Genomic DNA, 16,992 nt, shown 5'->3' on the forward strand with positions numbered 1-16,992 from the left:
TTCCGTGCTCGCGTGGCCGGTTCCTGCAGCGGCGTCCGGGGCACGCAGGCGGCGAATGGTCGCGGCCGGCTCTCATCCATGCGCCCACGCGAGGAACTCGTCCGCGTGGAGGACCGGCTTTCCCCACCCGGCGGCCTTCTTGGCCTTGCCCGATTGGGTGCCGCGCTCCGCGACGACGAGCACATCCGTCCTGGTCTTCGTCATGGTCGGCACGGGGATCAGACCGCGGGTTCGGGCGAGGTCCTCCATCTGGTCGCGATCCAGCGATCCCAGGGTCGGAGAGACGACCTCTCCGGTGAAGCACACCCGCACTCCGGCCTGGAGCACTGAACCGGCCCCGGCCGCTTCCTCCAGTTCGAAGCCCTCCGGCAGGATGCTCACACCGAAGTGCTCCTCCACGTCGCGCAGCCGCACGACGATCTCCGCGTCCCGATCCGTCACGCGTGACCACGCGTCCTCGAGCATCTGCGCCAGCACGAGCGCCGGGTCGTCCTCGGCGGACAGGTTCCCGCCGACGGTGAATCCCTCCGGGCCTCGGGCACCGTCCGGTCCGGAGGTGCGGGCGAGGAGGTAGCCGCAGCCTCGGGCGAGGGCCGGGAAGGGCATGCCGCCGTGGCCTGCAGCGTCTCCCCGCAGTCCTGTTCGGGCGGCGAGGTCGCGGGCCGCACGGGCACGGGCGAGCGCGGTCGGTGCGCGGAGTCCCTCCGCCTCCGCCGCCGTCGTCTCGGTGAGCGGCAGCTCGACGCCCAGCGGCATGGGCTCGACGCGGCCGACCCGCTTCAGCTCGAAGTCGATCCAGCCCAGCGACTCGTCGATCCGGACTCCGACCGGCACGCGGCCGGCGAGCAGCGGCGACAATGCCGACCAGGCCTCCGACAGGAGCGGCGCGAGCTGGACGTCGCGGGTCGTGATCCCGAAGTCCGTGCGGGCCGCGTAGAGGTCGCTCGTGGGGTTCACGACCGTCGTCGCCTCGTCCCCGTCATCGGTGACGGCCGCGATCTCCACCGGCCGTGGACGGTAGCGGTCCCCCGCGTTCCCGACGGTGAGCGCAGACAGGTAGACGTCCCCCAGGGACGCCGCGGAACCGCCGGAACCCGCCAGGAAGCGCCGGATGCGGGGATCGGACTTCAGATCCCGTGGGAGGACGTCGCGTCTGAGCACCAGTCCCTCGAGGCTCGTGCAGCGGGAGAGCGCGACATAGAGCTGACCGTTGGCGAACGTCCCGCCCGTGAGGTCCACGACGACGCGGTCCAGCGTCTGGCCCTGGCTCTTGTGGATCGTGATCGCCCACGCGAGCTTCATCGGAAGCTGGGTGAAGGTGCCGATGACCTCGTGAGTCAGCGAGCCCCCGCTGACGACCGGGCGGGTGATCTCCCACGTGTGCGGACGGACGTCGACGGTGCGGTCGTCGCGCAGATGCACGTGGACGACGGGTTCGCCGTCGTCACTGCTGATCGCGGTGATCTTCCCGATCGACCCGTTCACCCAGCGATCGGACGGGTCGTTGTTCAGCAGCATCACCTGGGCTCCGACGGCGAGCGCGAGATCGTCGTCGGTGGGGTGCTCGAACCCGTCCGTGTCTCCGCGGATCTCCGCGCGGAATGTCTGGGTCGGAGCGTCGAGGCGCTCCAGCATCCGACGATTCCTGGAGCGCACGATGCGGTTGGTGGTGGCGAGCGTCAGCCAGAACTCGTCGAGTGCCGGCTCGAAGTCCGCGTCCGTGCGGGCATTCAGCTCCGCGCGGGCGTCGTCCAGCAGCGTTCCCTCCCGCACCGCATTCAGCAGGTCCACCAGGCGCGAGTCACCGACCTGTCGGAAGACCGTCGTGAGCTCGACCGAGGGGAACGCATCGGGTTCGAAGGACTTCGCGGAGAAGAAGTACGGCGTGCCGAAATGCTCTTCGACGTATGCCGCTTCGTCATCGTGCACGACAGGCGGCAGCTGATAGAGGTCACCGACCAGCACCAGCTGGACGCCTCCGAACGGCTCTCCCGGCTGTGGGCCGAACCGTTCCAGAGCTGCGGCGAGCGCGTCGAAGAGATCGGCGCGCACCATGGACGCCTCGTCGATGATGAGGGTGTCCAGCGAGGCGAGCGCCTTTGCGAAGCGGCCCGGGTAGTACCGGCCGCTGCGCACCGTCTCCGCGTTCACCCCCATGGGGAACGAGAAGAGCCGATGGATCGTGTACCCGTCGACGTTCAGTGCGGCGATGCCGGTGGGTGCGACGGAGAGGACGTTCCGGTCCGTCGTGTCCACGAAGTGCCGGATGAGCGTCGACTTCCCCGTTCCCGCGCGCCCGGTGAGGAACAGGTGGCGACCAGCACTCAGGAGTTCCAGCGCGTGCTGGAACTCCTGAGTGAGCGTGAGGCTGCTCATCCTGCGGCGGAGAGCTCCTCGAGCTTCGCCTTCACCTGCGCCTGCGACGGGTTCGTCTGCGTGGACCCGTCGGAGAACAGCAGCGTGGGGACCGTCTGGTTGCCGCCGTTCGCCTCTTCGACGATGGCCGCACCGTTGGAGATGTCCTCGATGTTCACCTCGGAGTAGTCGATCCCGACCTGGTCGAGCTGCGGCTTGAGCCGACGGCAGTAGCCGCACCACGACGTCGTGAACATCGTGACGGCACCCTCTTCGGGCAGGAACTGCTCAACACTCATGTCTTCTCCTCCTCAGTCGAGCGCACCCCGGACATCGTGCGCTCTCACCACCGACAACAGCACCCGGCCCGCGACTGTTCCCGGGCGTGCCGTCGGGTCTCGCGCCGGGCGTGCGCCCGGGTTCGCAGCCGTGCGTCACACGCTCCAGTCCTGGTCACACACTCCAGTCCTGGAAGGCCGCCGAGGTCGCCCAGAAGTGCAGTTCGTACACCGTCGCCTGTGCGAAGGCGTCGGCCATCCGCCTCCGGCCGTCCTCCGTCGTCCCGGCTGCGCATCGTTCGTAGAGCGTGACCGCGTCGTCGACGGCGGAGTCGAAGTCGGGTGAGTCGTACGCCTGCACCCACGCGGCGTACGGGTTGGCGGTGAGGTCGCCGGCGCGCTCGACGAGCACCTTCCCCATGTGGGCGTACACCCAGAAGCACGGGAGGACGGCTGCGACGCCCGCCTCGTAGGGCTCGGTCGCGGCGGTCGCCACGAGGTAGGAGACGTAGCCCAGCGTGGTCGGCGACGGCTCCGCGACGCCGCCGGGGGCGATCTCCTCGGAGACCTTCGCGAACCGGTCGTCCGACAGCAGGTCCGCGTGCATCACCGTCTCCGCCTCGACGGCGTCTGCGGCGGACCGGTTCCAGAACCGGGCCTCCTCCGCGGTGGGCGCCTTCGCCGCGAGCAGCGACATCGCCTTCGCGTATCCGTTGAGGTAGAGACCGTCCTGGTGGATGTAGTTCACGAAGGACTGGGCGTCCAGGTCGCCCGCGGCCAGTCGGTCGAGGAAGTCGAGCGCCTCGATCTTCTCCAGCGTCCCCGACACCCCGGCCCACACCGCGCTGCTGTGCTCACCCTGTTCATACGTCCGCATCATGCTTCTCCCTGTCCTTGACCGTGCCGACCTTGGTCTTGCTGTCCCTGTCCGTGCGGTCCTCGCACGTGGCTCGTGAGGTCGACCAGATGGTCGACCGGTCCGTGGGCATCGGCCGGGTCGTACGCGAGCCGCCACCCGGACCCCGACCCGATCGCGCGGGCGAGGTAGGCGAGTGCGCTGGCGACGACCTCGGCGATGGCGTCCGGCGACGACATGTCGCGGCCCGCATGCACTGCCGCCGCCGTCTCCGCGGTGATCGCGGCCGACAGCGTGCAGCCGGTCCCGTGCGTGTGCGGGGTCGCGATCCGCCGGTGGTGGAACTCGCGGAGGACGACGTCGCCGTCCTGGACCCACTCTCCCGAGGCCGCTGCCGCCGCCGAGGTCCCGGTCGCCGCCGCGACCGCGAGCACGTCGACGAGCCGGTCGCCGTCCATGTGGCCGCCCTTGAGGAGGACGGCGCGGGAGCCTCGGCGGACGAGCTCGACCGCCTGGGCGCGCTGCTGGGAGACGTCCGCGGCCTCGGTGACCTCATCGCCCAGCAGCAGGGCGGCCTCCGGGAGGTTGGGTGTGATGAGCTGGGCGACCGGAGTGAGCAGATCGCGCACCGCGGTCACCGCGTCGCTCTCGAGGAGGCGATGCCCCGACGTCGCGACCATGACCGGGTCGACGGTGAAGAAGCCCAGGTGGGAACTCCCGTCCTCGCGGGTCCGTGCGGCGCGGTCCACTGCGAGTTCGACGAGCGCACGGGAGCCCAGCATCCCTGTCTTGGACGCGTCGACCGGCATGTCGTCGAGCACACTGGCGAACTGATCGGCGACGAAGTCCGTGTCGATCGGGTAGACGCGGCTGACGCCGTGCGTGTTCTGGGCGACGAGGGCGGTGATGACGGTCGTGCCGTAGACGGCGCGGGCGGTGAACGCCTTGAGGTCCGCGTGGATGCCGGCGCCTCCGGAGGGGTCCGTCCCCGCGATCGACAGGGCGACAGGCGGGCGGGAGTGGGCAGGCACGGGCACTGACGCTGGCACAGGCGAGGTCATAGAGGCCTTTCGGGTGGAGCGAGGACGCTCAGTCAGGCGGCGAGGTAGGAGCTGCGGATGGCGTTCGCCGCAGCGCGGGGATCCTCGGCTGTGCAGATCGCGGACACGACGCAGATGCCCAGGAGCGGAGCGTCGCGCAGTGCGGGGGCGCGGTCCGCGGTGATCCCGCCGATCGCGACGGCTGGCAGTCCCATCTCTGCGGCGATGGACGCCAGGGCGGCGGTGCGCTCGGGGCCGATCCCCGCGGGTGCGCCCTGCTTGGTCGTCGTGTCGTGCACCGGACCGATGCCCACGAGGTCGACGAGCGCGGCTCCCGTCGTCTCGTCGCGCAGGGAGCCGGCGACGGAGAACTCGGCGGGGCTGCCGGCGGACAGCCCGACGAGAGGGTCCGGGCCCAGGACCGCGCGGACGTCCTCGACCGGTTCGTCGGTCTGGCCCACGTGGACGTGGACGTCGAGGCCCTCGGCGCGAAGTGACTTCACGACCTCGAGCCGGTCGTCGACGAAGACTGCGACGGGACGGGCGGAGGATGCCGCGGGGGTGGCGTCTGGAGAGATCGACCGTCCGGTGGCCTCGATCGCGGCGATGGTCTCGCGGGTCAGCGCGGCGACCTCAGCGTCGGAGGCGTGCTTGTCGCGGATCTGGACGATGCCGACTCCGCCGGCGACGGCCTCGGCGGCGGTCTGCGGGACGGTGCGGCCGGCAGCCGCGCACTGGGCGGTGTCGGTCACGAGGTACAGGCTCCAGTCGTAGGGAGCCAGGCGTGCGGGCAGGACGGGAGTGGGCATCAGTGTGTCCTTTCCACGGTCTCGACCGTGACGTCGACGGCGGTGAGATCGTCCTCGGACACCGTGTGCAGGGCGTCGAGGAAGGCGACGGCGAAGGAGCCGGGGGCCTCGGCGGTGCGTGCGGCGACCTCGCCCGCGGCCGCGAAGTGGACGTGCGCGGTCACGACGGCGGCGAAGCGGTCCCCGGCCAGGTCCGGTCCCTGATCCGCGGGGACGGCACCCAGGTAGGCCGCCGTGAGCGCGGCGAGCGAGCAGCCGGTGCCCACGACGAGCGGCATGAGGGGTGAGCCGCCGGCCACGCGGGCGCGGACGAGGCGGCCCGGGTCCTCAGGGTCGGTGCCGATGATCGCATCGCGCGGGCCCGAGACGGCGATGATCGCGCCTGTGTCGATGGCGAGGCGGCCGGCGTGGTCGAGGATCGCGTCGACCTCGTCCGTGGATTCGATGCCGCGTCCTCCGGCCCCGGCGCCGGCCAGTCCCGCGATCTCCGAGGCGTTGCCGCGGATGCAGGTGGGCCCCGACTGCGCGAGGCGGCGGATGTGCACGGTGCGGTGGTCGACCCCGCCGAAGGACACGGGGTCCAGCACCCAGGGAGTGTCCGATTCAGCGGCGGCCGCGGTCGCGGCATCGGCGGCGAGCAGCTGGTGACTGGTCGCGGTGCCGAAGTTCACGAGGATGCCGTTGGCAAGGCGGGCGAACTGGGCGGCGTCCGCCTCGTGGTCCAGCATGGCCGGCGAGGCTCCGGCGGCCAGCAGCACGTTCGCGCTGAACTGCTGCACGACGGTGTTGGTGATGCATTGGACGAGCGGCACCTGGGCGCGCATCGTAGTGAGGTGTGCGGCGACGTCGACTGTCGTCATGACGATCCCTTCGCTAGTGCTGACTAGAGCAGGTTCGGTGGGTGTGATCTCAGCCCTCCACGTCGTCCACCGCCGGTGCGGCGCGCGAGGTGGGGCACCCCATGTCACTTGTCCGGGCAGTCTAACCGGTGGCCGAGGCCTGGGTCACACGGGGCGACCGGTGGTCGGCTGAGGGGGTCTCGACTGATCGGTGGCCGGGGTGGCACAGTCCCCGCCGGGAGCGTCCGTCTAGGATCAGATGATCCCCCACACATGCCAGGCATGTGTCCCCACCCGCTGATCGGAGGCTCCATGCCGGAAGTCCAGTTCTCCCACGCCGCCCCGATGGACGGGTCGTTCACGGAGATGATGTCGCTCGAGGAGATCGACACGAACATCTACCGCGCGGGCTACGTCTTCGAAGAGCCCTACGCCCTGTACGGCGGACAGGTCGCCGCGCAGTCGCTCATGGCGGCGGGACTGACCGTGGACGACGACCGGGCGCCGCATTCCCTGCACGGATATTTCCTGCGCCCCGGCAACGCCGCGAAGCCCACCGTCCTCCAGGTGTTCCGCGACCGCGACGGGCGGTCGTTCTCCGCACGCCGCGTCGTGGCGCTGCAGGAGGGCAAGGTCATCTTCAGCATGTCCGCGTCGTTCGCCCACCCCGTGGAGAGCCCCGAGTACGGCGATCGGCTGCCGGTCGAGGAGGCGCCCAAGGGCACGCACTCCACGCTGCCGCGCATGTTCGGCTTCGAGGCGCGGACGACGGAGCAGGTGTACGACGCGAAGGACTACCCGCTGCGCTTCTGGGCGCGCTGCACGGAGGACCTGGGCGACTCGCAGCTGCTGCACCAGTGCGCGCTCACGTACCTGTCGGACATCTCGTCCGGTGTGGGCGCCTACAACACGGAGGACTTCCGGTCGGACGCGAGCCTCGACCACGTCGTGTGGTTCCACCGGGAGATCGACATGAACGGCTGGGTCCTCATGGACCTGCACCCGGAGGCCGTCACCCACGGTCGCGGGCTGTACCGGGGACGGCTGGGCGACGAGAACGGCGAGCACCTGGCGACGATCGCGCAGGAGACATTGTTCCGCCCGACCAAGAAGGACTGAGCCGCAGCGCTGACGGGCCGCAGTTCTGACGGGGCGGCGGGGCGCGACCGTCGTCACCCGCGCGACCCACCAGCTTTCATCAGGTCGCACGACTTCTTTCCTATGCGGTCTGATGAAAGCTGGTGGGTCGCGGTTGCGGTCGCGGTGCTCGTGGCCGACAGATCCGGGCGGCGGCTCGGCAGATCCGGGTCAGGGTGGCTGCTAGACCGCCCCTGCTCCGGCCTCGAGCTCGTCGTCGATGAAGCCGCGGCGGCTGGCACGGTAGCCGACGATCGCCATGAGCACTGTCGCGGCGACCAGCCCCAGCAGGATCGCCGACCACTCCCCCGTCGCGCCGTACACGACACCGACGATCAGCGGGCCCGCGGCCGCCACGAAGTAGCCGTACGGCTGGACGAAGCCGGACACGCGGGCCGTGACCAGTGGGGTCCGGCTGCGCGCGGGGATGAGAGCGATCGCGGTGGGGAAGCAGAAGCCGCCCAGCCCCAGCAGGAACGCCCACAGCAGCGGCCACGTGTCCGCGGCGAGGTACAGCCCCAGGTAGCCCGCGGCCGCGAACACGGAGAACACGACTGGATAGATCGCGAGCCAGCGTGATCGGTCGATGATCGTGGGCATCGTGAGTCCGCCGATGATGTTGAGCGCGCCGACGAGCGCCAGCGCCACGGATCCGACCGACGCCGACACGCCGTTGTCGATGTAGACCTGCGGCAGCCACCCCATCTGGAAATACGCGTTCATCGACTGCAGCCCGAAGAACAGCATGAGGAACACGGCGGTGGGTGCCCGCCACAGTGACGCGCGGGCGCGCGCCGGCGGGGTGGAATCGGATACCGACGCCGAGGCGGTGGCGGCATCCGAGCCGCCCGGCACCTCGGGAGTCGCGGACGCATCGACTGTCGCAGGCGCCTCGGGAGTCTTCGGTACCTCGGCAATCTCTGTCGCCTCGGCAGTCTCTGGCGTCTCGGGAACCTCCGGCACCACACGCGTCCGCGCGAGCGAGGGGAAGTCGAAACCGGTGCGCGCCGCGATGACCACCCAGACGACGACCTGGCCGGCGGCGAAGATCGCCCAGACGAACAGCGCGCCCCGCCACGCGTCATCGCCGTGGAAGAGGAGGGCGCTCAGGGGACCCAGCGCCCCGGAGAGACCAAGTACCGAGGTGTAGATCGTCATGAGCGCGATGATGTTCCGCCCGCCGTGATTCTTGATCCACGCGGGCAGCAGCACGTTGGCGAGCGCAATGCCGACGACCACGCAGGCGGTGAGCGCGATGAACAGCCAGAACACGCCCACCCACGGCCGGGCCGCCAGGCCGATGAGCGTGAGCACCATGCCCCACGTGAGCATCTTGCTCAGCCCGAAGCGTGAGGCCAGGGGCACAGCGGCGAGCCCCATGACGGCGAAGAAGAAGCCGGGCATCGCCGTGACGACACCCGCCAGCCGGCCGCCGGCGCCGAACGAGGTGAGCACCCCGTCGAGCACGGCGCCCAGCGACGCGATGCCTGCACGGAGGTTGATCGCCGCGATGAACACGGCGACGAAGATCAGCAGCACCGGCAGATACCGCGTGGGGCGACCCGGCGCCGGGGAAGGAGTCATGCGATCATCCTCCCCTACCCCCGGCGCAGAGTGGACGGCCGGGGTGCAGGGGAGGAGCGCGAGTCAGTTCGAGTGGTAGTTCGGCGCCTCGACCGTCATCTGGATGTCGTGCGGGTGGCTCTCCTTGAGACCCGCAGCCGTGAGGCGCACGAAGCGGCCCCGCTGCTTGAGTTCCGGGATCGTCCGCGCACCCACGTAGAACATCGTCTGGCGGAGCCCGCCTGTCAGCTGGTTGGCCACCTGCCGCAGCGGTCCGCGGTAGGCGACCCGGCCCTCGATGCCCTCGGGGATGAGGTCCGTATCCGCCGCAACATCAGCCTGGAAGTAGCGGTCCTTCGAGAACGACTGTCCCTGGCGCGGTGCCATCGCTCCCAGTGAGCCCATGCCGCGGTAGCCCTTGAACTGCTTGCCATTGATGAGCAGGAGCTCACCCGGGCTCTCCGCGGTGCCGGCGAACAGCGAACCGAGCATGACGGCGTCCGCACCGGCGACCAGTGCCTTGCCGATGTCGCCGGAGTACTGGAGTCCGCCGTCGCCGATCACCGGGACCCCGGCCTTGCGCGCCACCTGCGCGGCGAGGTGGATCGCCGTGACCTGGGGGACGCCCACACCTGCGACGACGCGCGTCGTGCAGATGGAGCCCGGGCCCACGCCGACCTTGATGGCATCGGCACCCGCGTCGATGAGCGCCTGTGCTCCCTCGGTCGTCGCGACGTTGCCGCCGATGATCTGGACGTCACGGAACGCGGGGTCGGACTTGAGCGTCCGGATCATCTCCGTGACTCCGCGGGCGTGACCGTTCGCGGTGTCGACGACGAGTACGTCCGCGTCTGCCTCCGCGAGCAAGCCCGCGCGTTCGTACGCGTCGCCGTGGAAGCCGACCGCCGCACCCACGAGCAGGCGGCCCTGGCCGTCCTTCGCCGCGAGCGGGTACTCCTCGCTCTTGACGAAGTCCTTCACGGTGATGAGGCCGCGCAGCACGTAGTCGTCGTCGACCAGCGGGAGCTTCTCGATCTTGTGCTCGCGCAGGACCGCGTAGGCCTCGTCCGGCTCGACGCCCACCTTCGCGGTGTGCAGCGGAGCCTTGGTCATGAACTCGCCGACGGTTGCAGAGGCGAACTTGTTCCGAGGGATGAAGCGGAGGTCGCGGTTCGTGATGATGCCGAGCAGCACGCCGCCCCCGTCGACGACGGGCAGACCGGAGATGCGGTACTGGCCGCAGATCTCGTCGAGCTCAGCCAGGGTGCGGTCCGGCGTGATAGTCACCGGGTTGTCGATCATCCCGGACTCGGAGCGCTTGACGTAGTCCACCTGCTCGGCCTGGTCCTCCTTGGACAGGTTGCGGTGGATGATGCCCAGACCGCCGATCCGCGCCATGGCGATCGCCATGCGGGACTCCGTCACGGTGTCCATCGCCGCGGACACGAGTGGGATGCTGATCTCGAGCTCGCGCGTCACCCGCGTCGCGGTGGAGGCCTCCGAGGGGATGACGTCCGTATCGCCCGGAAGGAGAAGCACGTCATCGTAGGTGAGACCGGTCAGACCGAAGGGGTCCCCCGCCACTGTGAAGTCTGTCTGGTCATCCGCCATGTGTCCCCCATCATCCTCATGAACCGCGCGCTGACCGCATGTGTGCGGGGCGACTGCCGCTGCCGCCTCGATGCTTCGCGTGTGCACGCCATGCTACTCCGCGACGGCACCGCGCCGGGCATGAGACTGCTCACGCCCGGCGCGGAATCATCACGGTTCACAGCATGCTTGCGACGAAGATGACTCCGATCAGCACGGTTCCGGACACGATCATCGACGCGGACGTGTAACCGACGATGTCGCGCAGTCGGCAGCCCGCGATCGCCAGCAGCGGCAGCGCGAAGAGCGGCTGGATCATGTTGGTGATGCTGTCGCCGTACGCGATCGCCATCGTGGTGATCGCCGGATCCACTCCGAGTGCCTGCGACGCGTCGATCATGACCGGCCCCTGCACGGCGAACTGTCCACCGGCACTGGGGATCGCGACGTTGAGCAGCGCGGCGGAGATGAAGGTGATGACGCCGAACGACATCGGAGTGGAGATGTCGACGAAGAAGCTGCTGATGACAGCCCCCAGACCGGTCGACACCATGATGCCCATGATGCCCGCGTACAGCGGGAACTGGAGGAGGATGTCGCCCACGGTCGAGGCAGCGTTCTTGATCAGCTGTCCCAGTTCGTGGGTGGAGCGCGACAGCAGCAGGAGCAGCGCGAGGAACGACCAATTCACGATGTCGAGGGTGAGCGCGAACCCGTTGGTCGAGAAGTACCAGATGATGTAGGCGGTGACCGCCAGGCCCAGAAGCATCGGCACGATGCGTGAGGCGTCCATCCGTGCTGCCGGCGAGGAGTCCTCCACATCGGAGGTTGCGATCTCGACGCCCGCTTCGCCGGACGCCAGGTCCTTGGGCAGCTGGATGATCGTTTCACCGCGGCGTGGCCTCAGCGTCGGCATGATGAGCACGAGTGCTGGAATGACCACGAGAATGCCGATGAGGTTCCAGGGTGTGCCCAGGGTCTCCGACACCGGGATCGTCGAACCGATCGTGTCGATGATGAACGAATCGGGGGTGGCAGCTGCGAGCGGGGCGGAGCTCGAGTAGCCCATCGACCACACGCTCATGGACGTGTAGGCGCCGGCGACCAGCAGGGGGAAATGCACTTCAACGCCTCGGTTGCGCATCTGGACTGCGACCTCACGGGCCAGCAGACCACCCACGACGAGCGCCAGACCCCAGGTGAGCATCGAGGCGACGCACGCGATGAGCGTCACCCACGCGTATGCCTGGTAGGCGGTGCGCGGCATCCGCCCCATCGCCACCAGGACCTTGCGGACGGGTGCGGTGTTCGCCAGCGCGTGACCCAGCAGCAGGATCAGGCACATCTGGGTGGTGAACTCCAGCAGGCCTGCCAGCCCATCGCCCCAGCCCGACAGCACGTCGACGGGGGTCGCGGGCGTCATCGTGAGCGCCATGATGACGACGATGACAGTGAGGGCCACCGCGAAGATCAGTGGAGCGGGCATCCATCTCTCGACGAATCTGCTGAAGGGACCGGTGATGGTCCTCAGCGACAGGCCGCGACCTGCACTCTCAGTCGACTCAGTGCCAGCGGCTGGCTGCTCACCTACCGCGACGTTGTGCTCAATGCTCATAATGGTTCCTCTCTGAACCGGACCTCTTGGAATCGCCTGGGATCGCCTACGCCGGCTTCGTTGCGGGCACCGACGCCCCTGCGGGGATGCGCACGCGATCATCGCCGCCGTCACCCTCGCCGGCACGACCCTCACTCGCTGCGATGCGTGCCGCCAGCAGGTCTCCCAGATGGGTCATGTGCTCGACCATCGCTGCGCGAGATGTCTCCGCATCGCGCTGCCTGAGCGCGTCGAGGATCGTGTGGTGGTCTGTGCACGAGGCTTCGAGCCAGCCCGACGTCTCCGTGTACAGCGACGGAGAGGTGTAGCGCAGGGTGATCGCCAGCAGCCACACCATCTTGGGTGCGTTCGCCGCCACGTTGATCATGCGATGGAACCGGTGGTTGGCTACGGCATAGGCGGTGTAGTCGTCTTCGCTGACTGCCCGCTCCAGCTCGGCCTGGACCGCGAAGAGCTCCTCGACGTCCGCGTCGGACATCTTCAGGGCCGCCCGGCTGGCGAGCTCGCCGCAGATGAGCGCTTGGGAGATGAAGATGTCTCGAATGTCCTCTGAGGACAGCGGCGAGACGACGAAGCCCTTGCGCGGGACCATCTCCACGAAGCCTTCGCCCTCGACTGCCAGCAGACCTTCGCGGGCAGGCGTCACGCTGATGTCGAGCTCCTCTGCGAGCTTCTCCGGATAGAGCCTGTCGCCCTCATGGAGCTTGCCCGCGATGATCGCCTCGCGCACCCATGAGGCGGCTCGATCGCTGAGTCTGTTGCGCCGGTTCCTGCGACTTCGCAGAGCAGTCATCCCGTGGCACCTCCCCTTTGAGATTCCGAAGCGAGTCATCCGCCTCGTGTTTACAGAATATTTTCTATGAACCATACTGGACAAAACGCATATGATCCAGACCACACGGCAGAGTCGCGGATGGTCGGCGAACATCAGCGCAGCGAGGATGCCGCGCGTGAGGAGAATCAGTGACGACTGCAGGCGAGACGACGAGGGAGGCCACAGCGGCCCACCCGTCCCCCACGACCGACGGACCACCTGCGCAGTCCCCTTCGACCTGGTACGGACTGCTCGAGCACAACGCCCGCACTGCTCCGCATGACAGCGCTCTGATCGATGGCGAGCGCACGCTCACGCACGCGGAGTTGCTCGCCCGTGTCCGCAGACTCATCGGCGGCTTCGCGGACCTCGGAGTGGAGCCGGGACAGATCGTGGCGGTCTGGCTGCCCAACTGCCTCGAGTGGGTCGAGACCGCTGCAGCGCTCGCCGCTCTGGGCGCCACCGCACTGGGCATCAACACGAAGCTGCGCAGTCACGACGTGAGCGGCCTGCTCGCACGTGCAGACTGTGATCTGGTGATCACCGATCCCGGGTTCAGGGGAATCGGCTTCCGCGACATGCTCCGCGAGATCCATGCTGACGATCCCGAAGCCATCCGCCTGGTCGTGGAGGTCGCGCTGCCGTCTGACGAGGCGACCGCGCCCGAGGCCCCCTCCCCCGCTGCTCCCGCGGCATCCTCCGGTGCCGCGGCACCGGCCACTGCCGCCGAGACCACTGCCGCCGACACCGGGACCACAGCCGAACCCACCCCGTTCGCCACGATCGACTACGCACGACTCCTGGAAGCCGCCCCTCGCGAACCGTCCACCCACGACGCGAATACCCACGCGAGCGCGTTCACGTCCTCCGGAAGCACCGGGGTCCCGAAGATCATCATGCACACGCAGGCCGGCCTCATCGGGCATTCGACCGCTGTGGCTCGCACCTTCGGCTACATGGATGCGTCCACCGTGGTGCTCGCCACTCTCCCCCTGTGCGGAGTGTTCGGTCTCAACACCCTCATGGCCGCGCTGTGCGCCGGGCGCCCCGCCGTGCTCCAGGCCGCGTTCAACCCGCGTCAGACGATCGACCTCATCGAACGGCACCGGATCACGCACACGAACATGGCCGACGCCATGCTCGCCATGATGCTCGATGCGGTGGAGGACCCCACACGGATCAGCACGCTGTGCGAAGTGGGATTCGGCAACTTCACCGCGACGGACGTCCGCGGCATCATCAGACGCGGAGGGGAGCTCGGCAAGAGGTTCTTCCAGACCTACGGCTCCAGTGAGGTCCAGGCACTCATGTGCTATCCGCCCGCCGACGCAGACATGGAGCGCCTCTCGCAGGGCGGCGGAGTCCCCGTCGCACCGCTCATAGAAGTCCGAGTCGCCGCCGATACCCCCGACTCCCCTGACACCACCGACGCCCCTGCCGCCCCTGACACCACCTCCGATGAGCCGCCGACAGGCGAGATCGAGATCCGCGGACCGTTCGTCTCCCCCGGCAGGATCACCGAGCACGGCTATGAGGACACGCCCGTCGATGAGGACGGCTGGTTCGGCACGGGCGACCTCGGGTACATGCGCACGGCAGACGACGTCGTCTATCTCAATCGCATGGGCGATGTCCTCAGACTGGGCGGCTTCCTCGTCGCGCCGCGGGAGGTGGAGGACCTCCTCATCACCCTGCCCGGCATCGGCGAGGCGCAGTTCGTCGCGGCACCGGGACCACGCGGCCTCGTACCCGTCGCCTTCGTGGTCTTGGATCCGGCCGCGGAGACGACTTTCGACGAAGACGCAGTCCTCGCCGACTGCAGCGCTGTCCTGGCCACGTTCAAGGTGCCCAAGCGTGTGATCCCCCTCGACGAGTTCCCCACGGTCCGCGGGGCCAACGGCGACAAGATCCAGCGGAACCGCCTGCGCGAGATGGCCGAGGACGTGCTCCCCACGCGCTGATCCGCTGCTCCCCACTCACATCTCCCTACCCACATATCCGCGCCCACGTCTCCGCACCCGCTTCTCCCCACGCACAGCACGAACAGAAGGATCTCCATGACGACCCCCACGCCCACGCAGATGCACGCGATCCGGCTCGAGGACTTCGGCGGCCCCGAGGTCCTCCACTCTGCGACCGTCCCCGTCCCCCAGCCGGATTCCGGCTGGATACGCATCCGCGTCGCCTACTGCGGCGTGTGCCGCCACGACCTCCTCACCCGAGCCGGGAGGTTCCCCCGCGCCATCCACCCGCTGACCCTCGGCCACCAGGTCAGCGGCGTCATCGATGCGGTGGGCGACGGTGTGGAGGGCTTCGCCGCCGGTGACCGCGTGATGTCGATGATCTTCTCGGGCTGCGGGACGTGCGACAACTGCATCGGGGGCAACCAGTCACTGTGCACCGTCGTCACGCCGAAGTTCCTGGGCGAGGACCTCGACGGCGGCTACGCGGAGTACGTCGTGATCCCGGCCTCGACCACGGTCCACGTCCCCGCCGAGGTCTCGCTCACGTCTGCCGCCATCGTCACCTGCACGTTGGGCACAGCGTGGCACGCGCTCGTGACGCGCGGAGCACTGCGAGCCGGTCAGGACGTCGTCATCACGGGAGCCAGCGGCGGTGTCGGGATGCACGCGGTCCAGATCGCAGCATCGCAGGGCGCCCGCGTCATCGCGATCACGTCGTCGGAGTCAGGGGCCCGGGTGGCCCACGATGCCGGAGCCCACGACGTCATCGTGGATCCGGAACGGAAGTTCGCGCGTCGGCTGAAGGATGACCTGGGGCTCAAGGCGGATCTCGTGCTCGAGGTCGTGGGCGCTCCGACCCTGCGCGAATCGCTGCATGCGGTGAAGCCCGGCGGGACGGTCGTCGTCGTGGGCAACGTCGAAGGCGCTGAGGTGTCGATCCCTCCCGCCTACCTCATCCTCAAGGAGATCGCGCTGCTGGGCACCAAGTCATGCACGAACCAGGAGCTCGAGGCTCTGCTGGCCGAGGTCGCCGCCGGACGGCTGAGCGCTGACGTCACCGAGGTCGTCGAGTACACACGAGCCCGCGAGGTGCACGAGAAGATGGAGGCGGGCGGGTCACAGGGGCGCATCGTGCTCGAGGTGGCGGGCGAGCAGGGCGCCGCCGCTCACACGTCCGCGTAGTTCACGCGTCCCCGCAGTCTCACACGTACGCGTAGTGCTGCGCCGCGGAGTGGACGTCCTCGACGTACTGGTCCGACGCGTTGTAGCGGAGGATGCCGTTCGACCACTCGTCATCCGATGCGAAGTCCACCTGCATGCTGCACAGATAGTTCGCCGCGGTGAACGCTGCGTCGTCGATCTGATGCGGATCCGCGCCGCCGAGCCCCCGCGCATCGACCGCGAACATCTCCCACGTCTCCGGGATGAACTGCATCGGGCCGACCGCGCGGTCGTACTCGGTGTCGCCGTCGAGCCGACCGCCGTCGGTGTCCGTGATCTCCGCCGTGCCGTTGGTCCCGTCGAGCGGGATCCCGATGATCTCCGGTCGCACGTCTCCGTCCGCCGTCACCGAGGCCCCCTGCAGCCACCCGTGGCGGCTCTCGACCCAGCCGAGCCCGGCGAGGGTGTTCCACTCGAGCCCGCAGGTCGAGTGCTCCTCCCCCGCCCACAGCGCGGCTGACGCATACGATTCCAGCACCCTTTCCGGGATGCCCGTGCGCTGCGCGAGGTCCTCCACCCAGCCGGGGGCCACTGCGAAGTCCGCGGCGGGCGATCCGGCTGCCGGCTCCGCCCGGCCGTCGTCTGCCGTGCCCGAGGCCGCGGCGACTCCTCCACCGATCCTCTCGGGGGCCTCGGGCCGGGACGGGGCGCCGTCAGCGGGACCGCGGTCGGCCTCGGCGTCGGAGGGGTCCGACTGCGGCCCGGGCGCCAGCGACAGGAACGACACGAGGATCCACAGCCCGGCTCCCATCGCGAGCACGGTGAGGCAGGCGAGGACGGTGGCGAAGACACGTGCGGGTGACATGCGGATCGTCCTTCCGGGCAGTGGTGCGAGAGGCGGCGGAATCTGCTGCGTCGTGTGTCCGGGGCGCCGCAGGGCGCGGACAACGCTACCGCCTGCAGCGGAGCGC

The 16,992-nt window shown here is 69.0% G+C and carries 14 protein-coding genes; 3 read left to right on the plus strand and 11 right to left on the minus strand.

Annotated features, from left to right (window positions below; translation table 11 throughout):
* Window positions 1-72 precede the first annotated feature (72 nt).
* From FM105_RS04265 to thiM, 6 genes are all read right to left on the minus strand, one after another.
* Window positions 73-2,376 (minus strand): AAA family ATPase, encoded by a 2,304-nt coding sequence (locus FM105_RS04265; protein ID WP_087005293.1) that lies wholly within the window; start codon window positions 2,374-2,376, stop codon window positions 73-75.
* Window positions 2,373-2,654 carry a mycoredoxin gene (locus FM105_RS04270; protein WP_087005296.1) on the minus strand — a complete coding sequence of 94 codons (282 nt, stop codon included), beginning with the start codon at window positions 2,652-2,654 and terminating at the stop codon, window positions 2,373-2,375. Before FM105_RS04270 ends, FM105_RS04265 begins: the two co-directional genes overlap by 4 nt.
* 154 nt (window positions 2,655-2,808) lie before the next feature.
* Window positions 2,809-3,513, minus strand: coding sequence for a TenA family protein (locus FM105_RS04275; protein ID WP_087005299.1), 705 nt, complete (start codon window positions 3,511-3,513; stop codon window positions 2,809-2,811).
* On the minus strand, window positions 3,510-4,520 hold the full coding sequence (gene thiD / locus FM105_RS04280; RefSeq protein ID WP_256970221.1) for a bifunctional hydroxymethylpyrimidine kinase/phosphomethylpyrimidine kinase: 1,011 nt from the start codon (window positions 4,518-4,520) through the stop codon (window positions 3,510-3,512). The genes FM105_RS04275 and thiD overlap by 4 nt, the downstream gene beginning before the upstream one ends.
* 62 nt (window positions 4,521-4,582) lie before the next feature.
* Window positions 4,583-5,338, minus strand: a complete 756-nt coding sequence (locus FM105_RS04285) for a thiamine phosphate synthase (protein WP_087005305.1) — start codon at window positions 5,336-5,338, stop codon at window positions 4,583-4,585.
* The gene (gene thiM, locus FM105_RS04290; RefSeq protein ID WP_087005308.1) at window positions 5,338-6,198 is read right to left on the minus strand and encodes a hydroxyethylthiazole kinase; all 861 of its coding nucleotides are present in this window, start codon (window positions 6,196-6,198) and stop codon (window positions 5,338-5,340) included. The genes FM105_RS04285 and thiM overlap by 1 nt, the downstream gene beginning before the upstream one ends.
* Before the next feature lie 291 nt (window positions 6,199-6,489).
* Here thiM and FM105_RS04295 point away from each other — a divergent pair, with 291 nt between their 5' ends.
* Complete coding sequence (locus FM105_RS04295) at window positions 6,490-7,296, plus strand: acyl-CoA thioesterase (RefSeq protein ID WP_087005311.1); 807 nt, start codon at window positions 6,490-6,492, stop codon at window positions 7,294-7,296.
* 201 nt (window positions 7,297-7,497) lie between these two features.
* Here FM105_RS04295 and FM105_RS04300 read toward each other — a convergent pair whose 3' ends face one another.
* From FM105_RS04300 to FM105_RS04315, 4 genes are all read right to left on the minus strand, one after another.
* Entirely contained in the window at window positions 7,498-8,898 is a 1,401-nt protein-coding gene (locus FM105_RS04300; protein ID WP_087005313.1) for an MFS transporter, read from the minus strand.
* A 63-nt stretch (window positions 8,899-8,961) separates the two neighbouring features.
* A complete protein-coding gene (gene guaB, locus FM105_RS04305; RefSeq protein ID WP_087005316.1) occupies window positions 8,962-10,488 on the minus strand; it encodes an IMP dehydrogenase in 1,527 nt (508 codons plus the stop codon).
* 157 nt (window positions 10,489-10,645) lie between these two features.
* On the minus strand, window positions 10,646-12,082 hold the full coding sequence (locus tag FM105_RS04310) for a short-chain fatty acid transporter (RefSeq protein WP_087005319.1): 1,437 nt from the start codon (window positions 12,080-12,082) through the stop codon (window positions 10,646-10,648).
* A 46-nt stretch (window positions 12,083-12,128) separates the two neighbouring features.
* Window positions 12,129-12,875, minus strand: coding sequence for a GntR family transcriptional regulator (locus tag FM105_RS04315; RefSeq protein WP_179207063.1), 747 nt, complete (start codon window positions 12,873-12,875; stop codon window positions 12,129-12,131).
* Window positions 12,876-13,045: 170 nt separating this feature from the next.
* Here FM105_RS04315 and FM105_RS04320 point away from each other — a divergent pair, with 170 nt between their 5' ends.
* Both FM105_RS04320 and FM105_RS04325 read left to right on the plus strand, forming a co-directional pair.
* Window positions 13,046-14,857 carry an AMP-binding protein gene (locus tag FM105_RS04320; protein WP_087005325.1) on the plus strand — a complete coding sequence of 604 codons (1,812 nt, stop codon included), beginning with the start codon at window positions 13,046-13,048 and terminating at the stop codon, window positions 14,855-14,857.
* A 96-nt stretch (window positions 14,858-14,953) separates the two neighbouring features.
* On the plus strand, window positions 14,954-16,042 hold the full coding sequence (locus FM105_RS04325) for an alcohol dehydrogenase catalytic domain-containing protein (RefSeq protein WP_087005328.1): 1,089 nt from the start codon (window positions 14,954-14,956) through the stop codon (window positions 16,040-16,042).
* A gap of 19 nt (window positions 16,043-16,061) precedes the next feature.
* Here the strand turns inward: FM105_RS04325 and FM105_RS04330 are convergent, their stop codons facing one another.
* The gene (locus FM105_RS04330; protein WP_087005331.1) at window positions 16,062-16,886 is read right to left on the minus strand and encodes a lytic transglycosylase domain-containing protein; all 825 of its coding nucleotides are present in this window, start codon (window positions 16,884-16,886) and stop codon (window positions 16,062-16,064) included.
* Window positions 16,887-16,992 lie beyond the last annotated feature (106 nt).

Source organism: Brevibacterium yomogidense (assembly GCF_900163715.1).
GTDB lineage: Bacteria > Actinomycetota > Actinomycetes > Actinomycetales > Brevibacteriaceae > Brevibacterium > Brevibacterium yomogidense_A.

What these genes read in the sequence shown, in the direction of transcription:
- FM105_RS04275 (WP_087005299.1), bottom strand. Translation starts at nt 3,513, where the DNA reads ATGATGCGGACGTATGAACAGGGTGAGCACAGCAGCGCGGTGTGGGCC.
- FM105_RS04310 (WP_087005319.1), bottom strand. Translation starts at nt 12,082, where the DNA reads ATGAGCATTGAGCACAACGTCGCGGTAGGTGAGCAGCCAGCCGCTGGC.
- FM105_RS04270 (WP_087005296.1), bottom strand. Translation starts at nt 2,654, where the DNA reads ATGAGTGTTGAGCAGTTCCTGCCCGAAGAGGGTGCCGTCACGATGTTC.
- FM105_RS04265 (WP_087005293.1), bottom strand. Translation starts at nt 2,376, where the DNA reads ATGAGCAGCCTCACGCTCACTCAGGAGTTCCAGCACGCGCTGGAACTC.
- guaB (WP_087005316.1), bottom strand. Translation starts at nt 10,488, where the DNA reads ATGGCGGATGACCAGACAGACTTCACAGTGGCGGGGGACCCCTTCGGT.
- FM105_RS04295 (WP_087005311.1), top strand. Translation starts at nt 6,490, where the DNA reads ATGCCGGAAGTCCAGTTCTCCCACGCCGCCCCGATGGACGGGTCGTTC.
- FM105_RS04285 (WP_087005305.1), bottom strand. Translation starts at nt 5,338, where the DNA reads ATGCCCACTCCCGTCCTGCCCGCACGCCTGGCTCCCTACGACTGGAGC.
- thiM (WP_087005308.1), bottom strand. Translation starts at nt 6,198, where the DNA reads ATGACGACAGTCGACGTCGCCGCACACCTCACTACGATGCGCGCCCAG.
- FM105_RS04300 (WP_087005313.1), bottom strand. Translation starts at nt 8,898, where the DNA reads ATGACTCCTTCCCCGGCGCCGGGTCGCCCCACGCGGTATCTGCCGGTG.
- FM105_RS04330 (WP_087005331.1), bottom strand. Translation starts at nt 16,886, where the DNA reads ATGTCACCCGCACGTGTCTTCGCCACCGTCCTCGCCTGCCTCACCGTG.
- FM105_RS04325 (WP_087005328.1), top strand. Translation starts at nt 14,954, where the DNA reads ATGACGACCCCCACGCCCACGCAGATGCACGCGATCCGGCTCGAGGAC.
- FM105_RS04315 (WP_179207063.1), bottom strand. Translation starts at nt 12,875, where the DNA reads ATGACTGCTCTGCGAAGTCGCAGGAACCGGCGCAACAGACTCAGCGAT.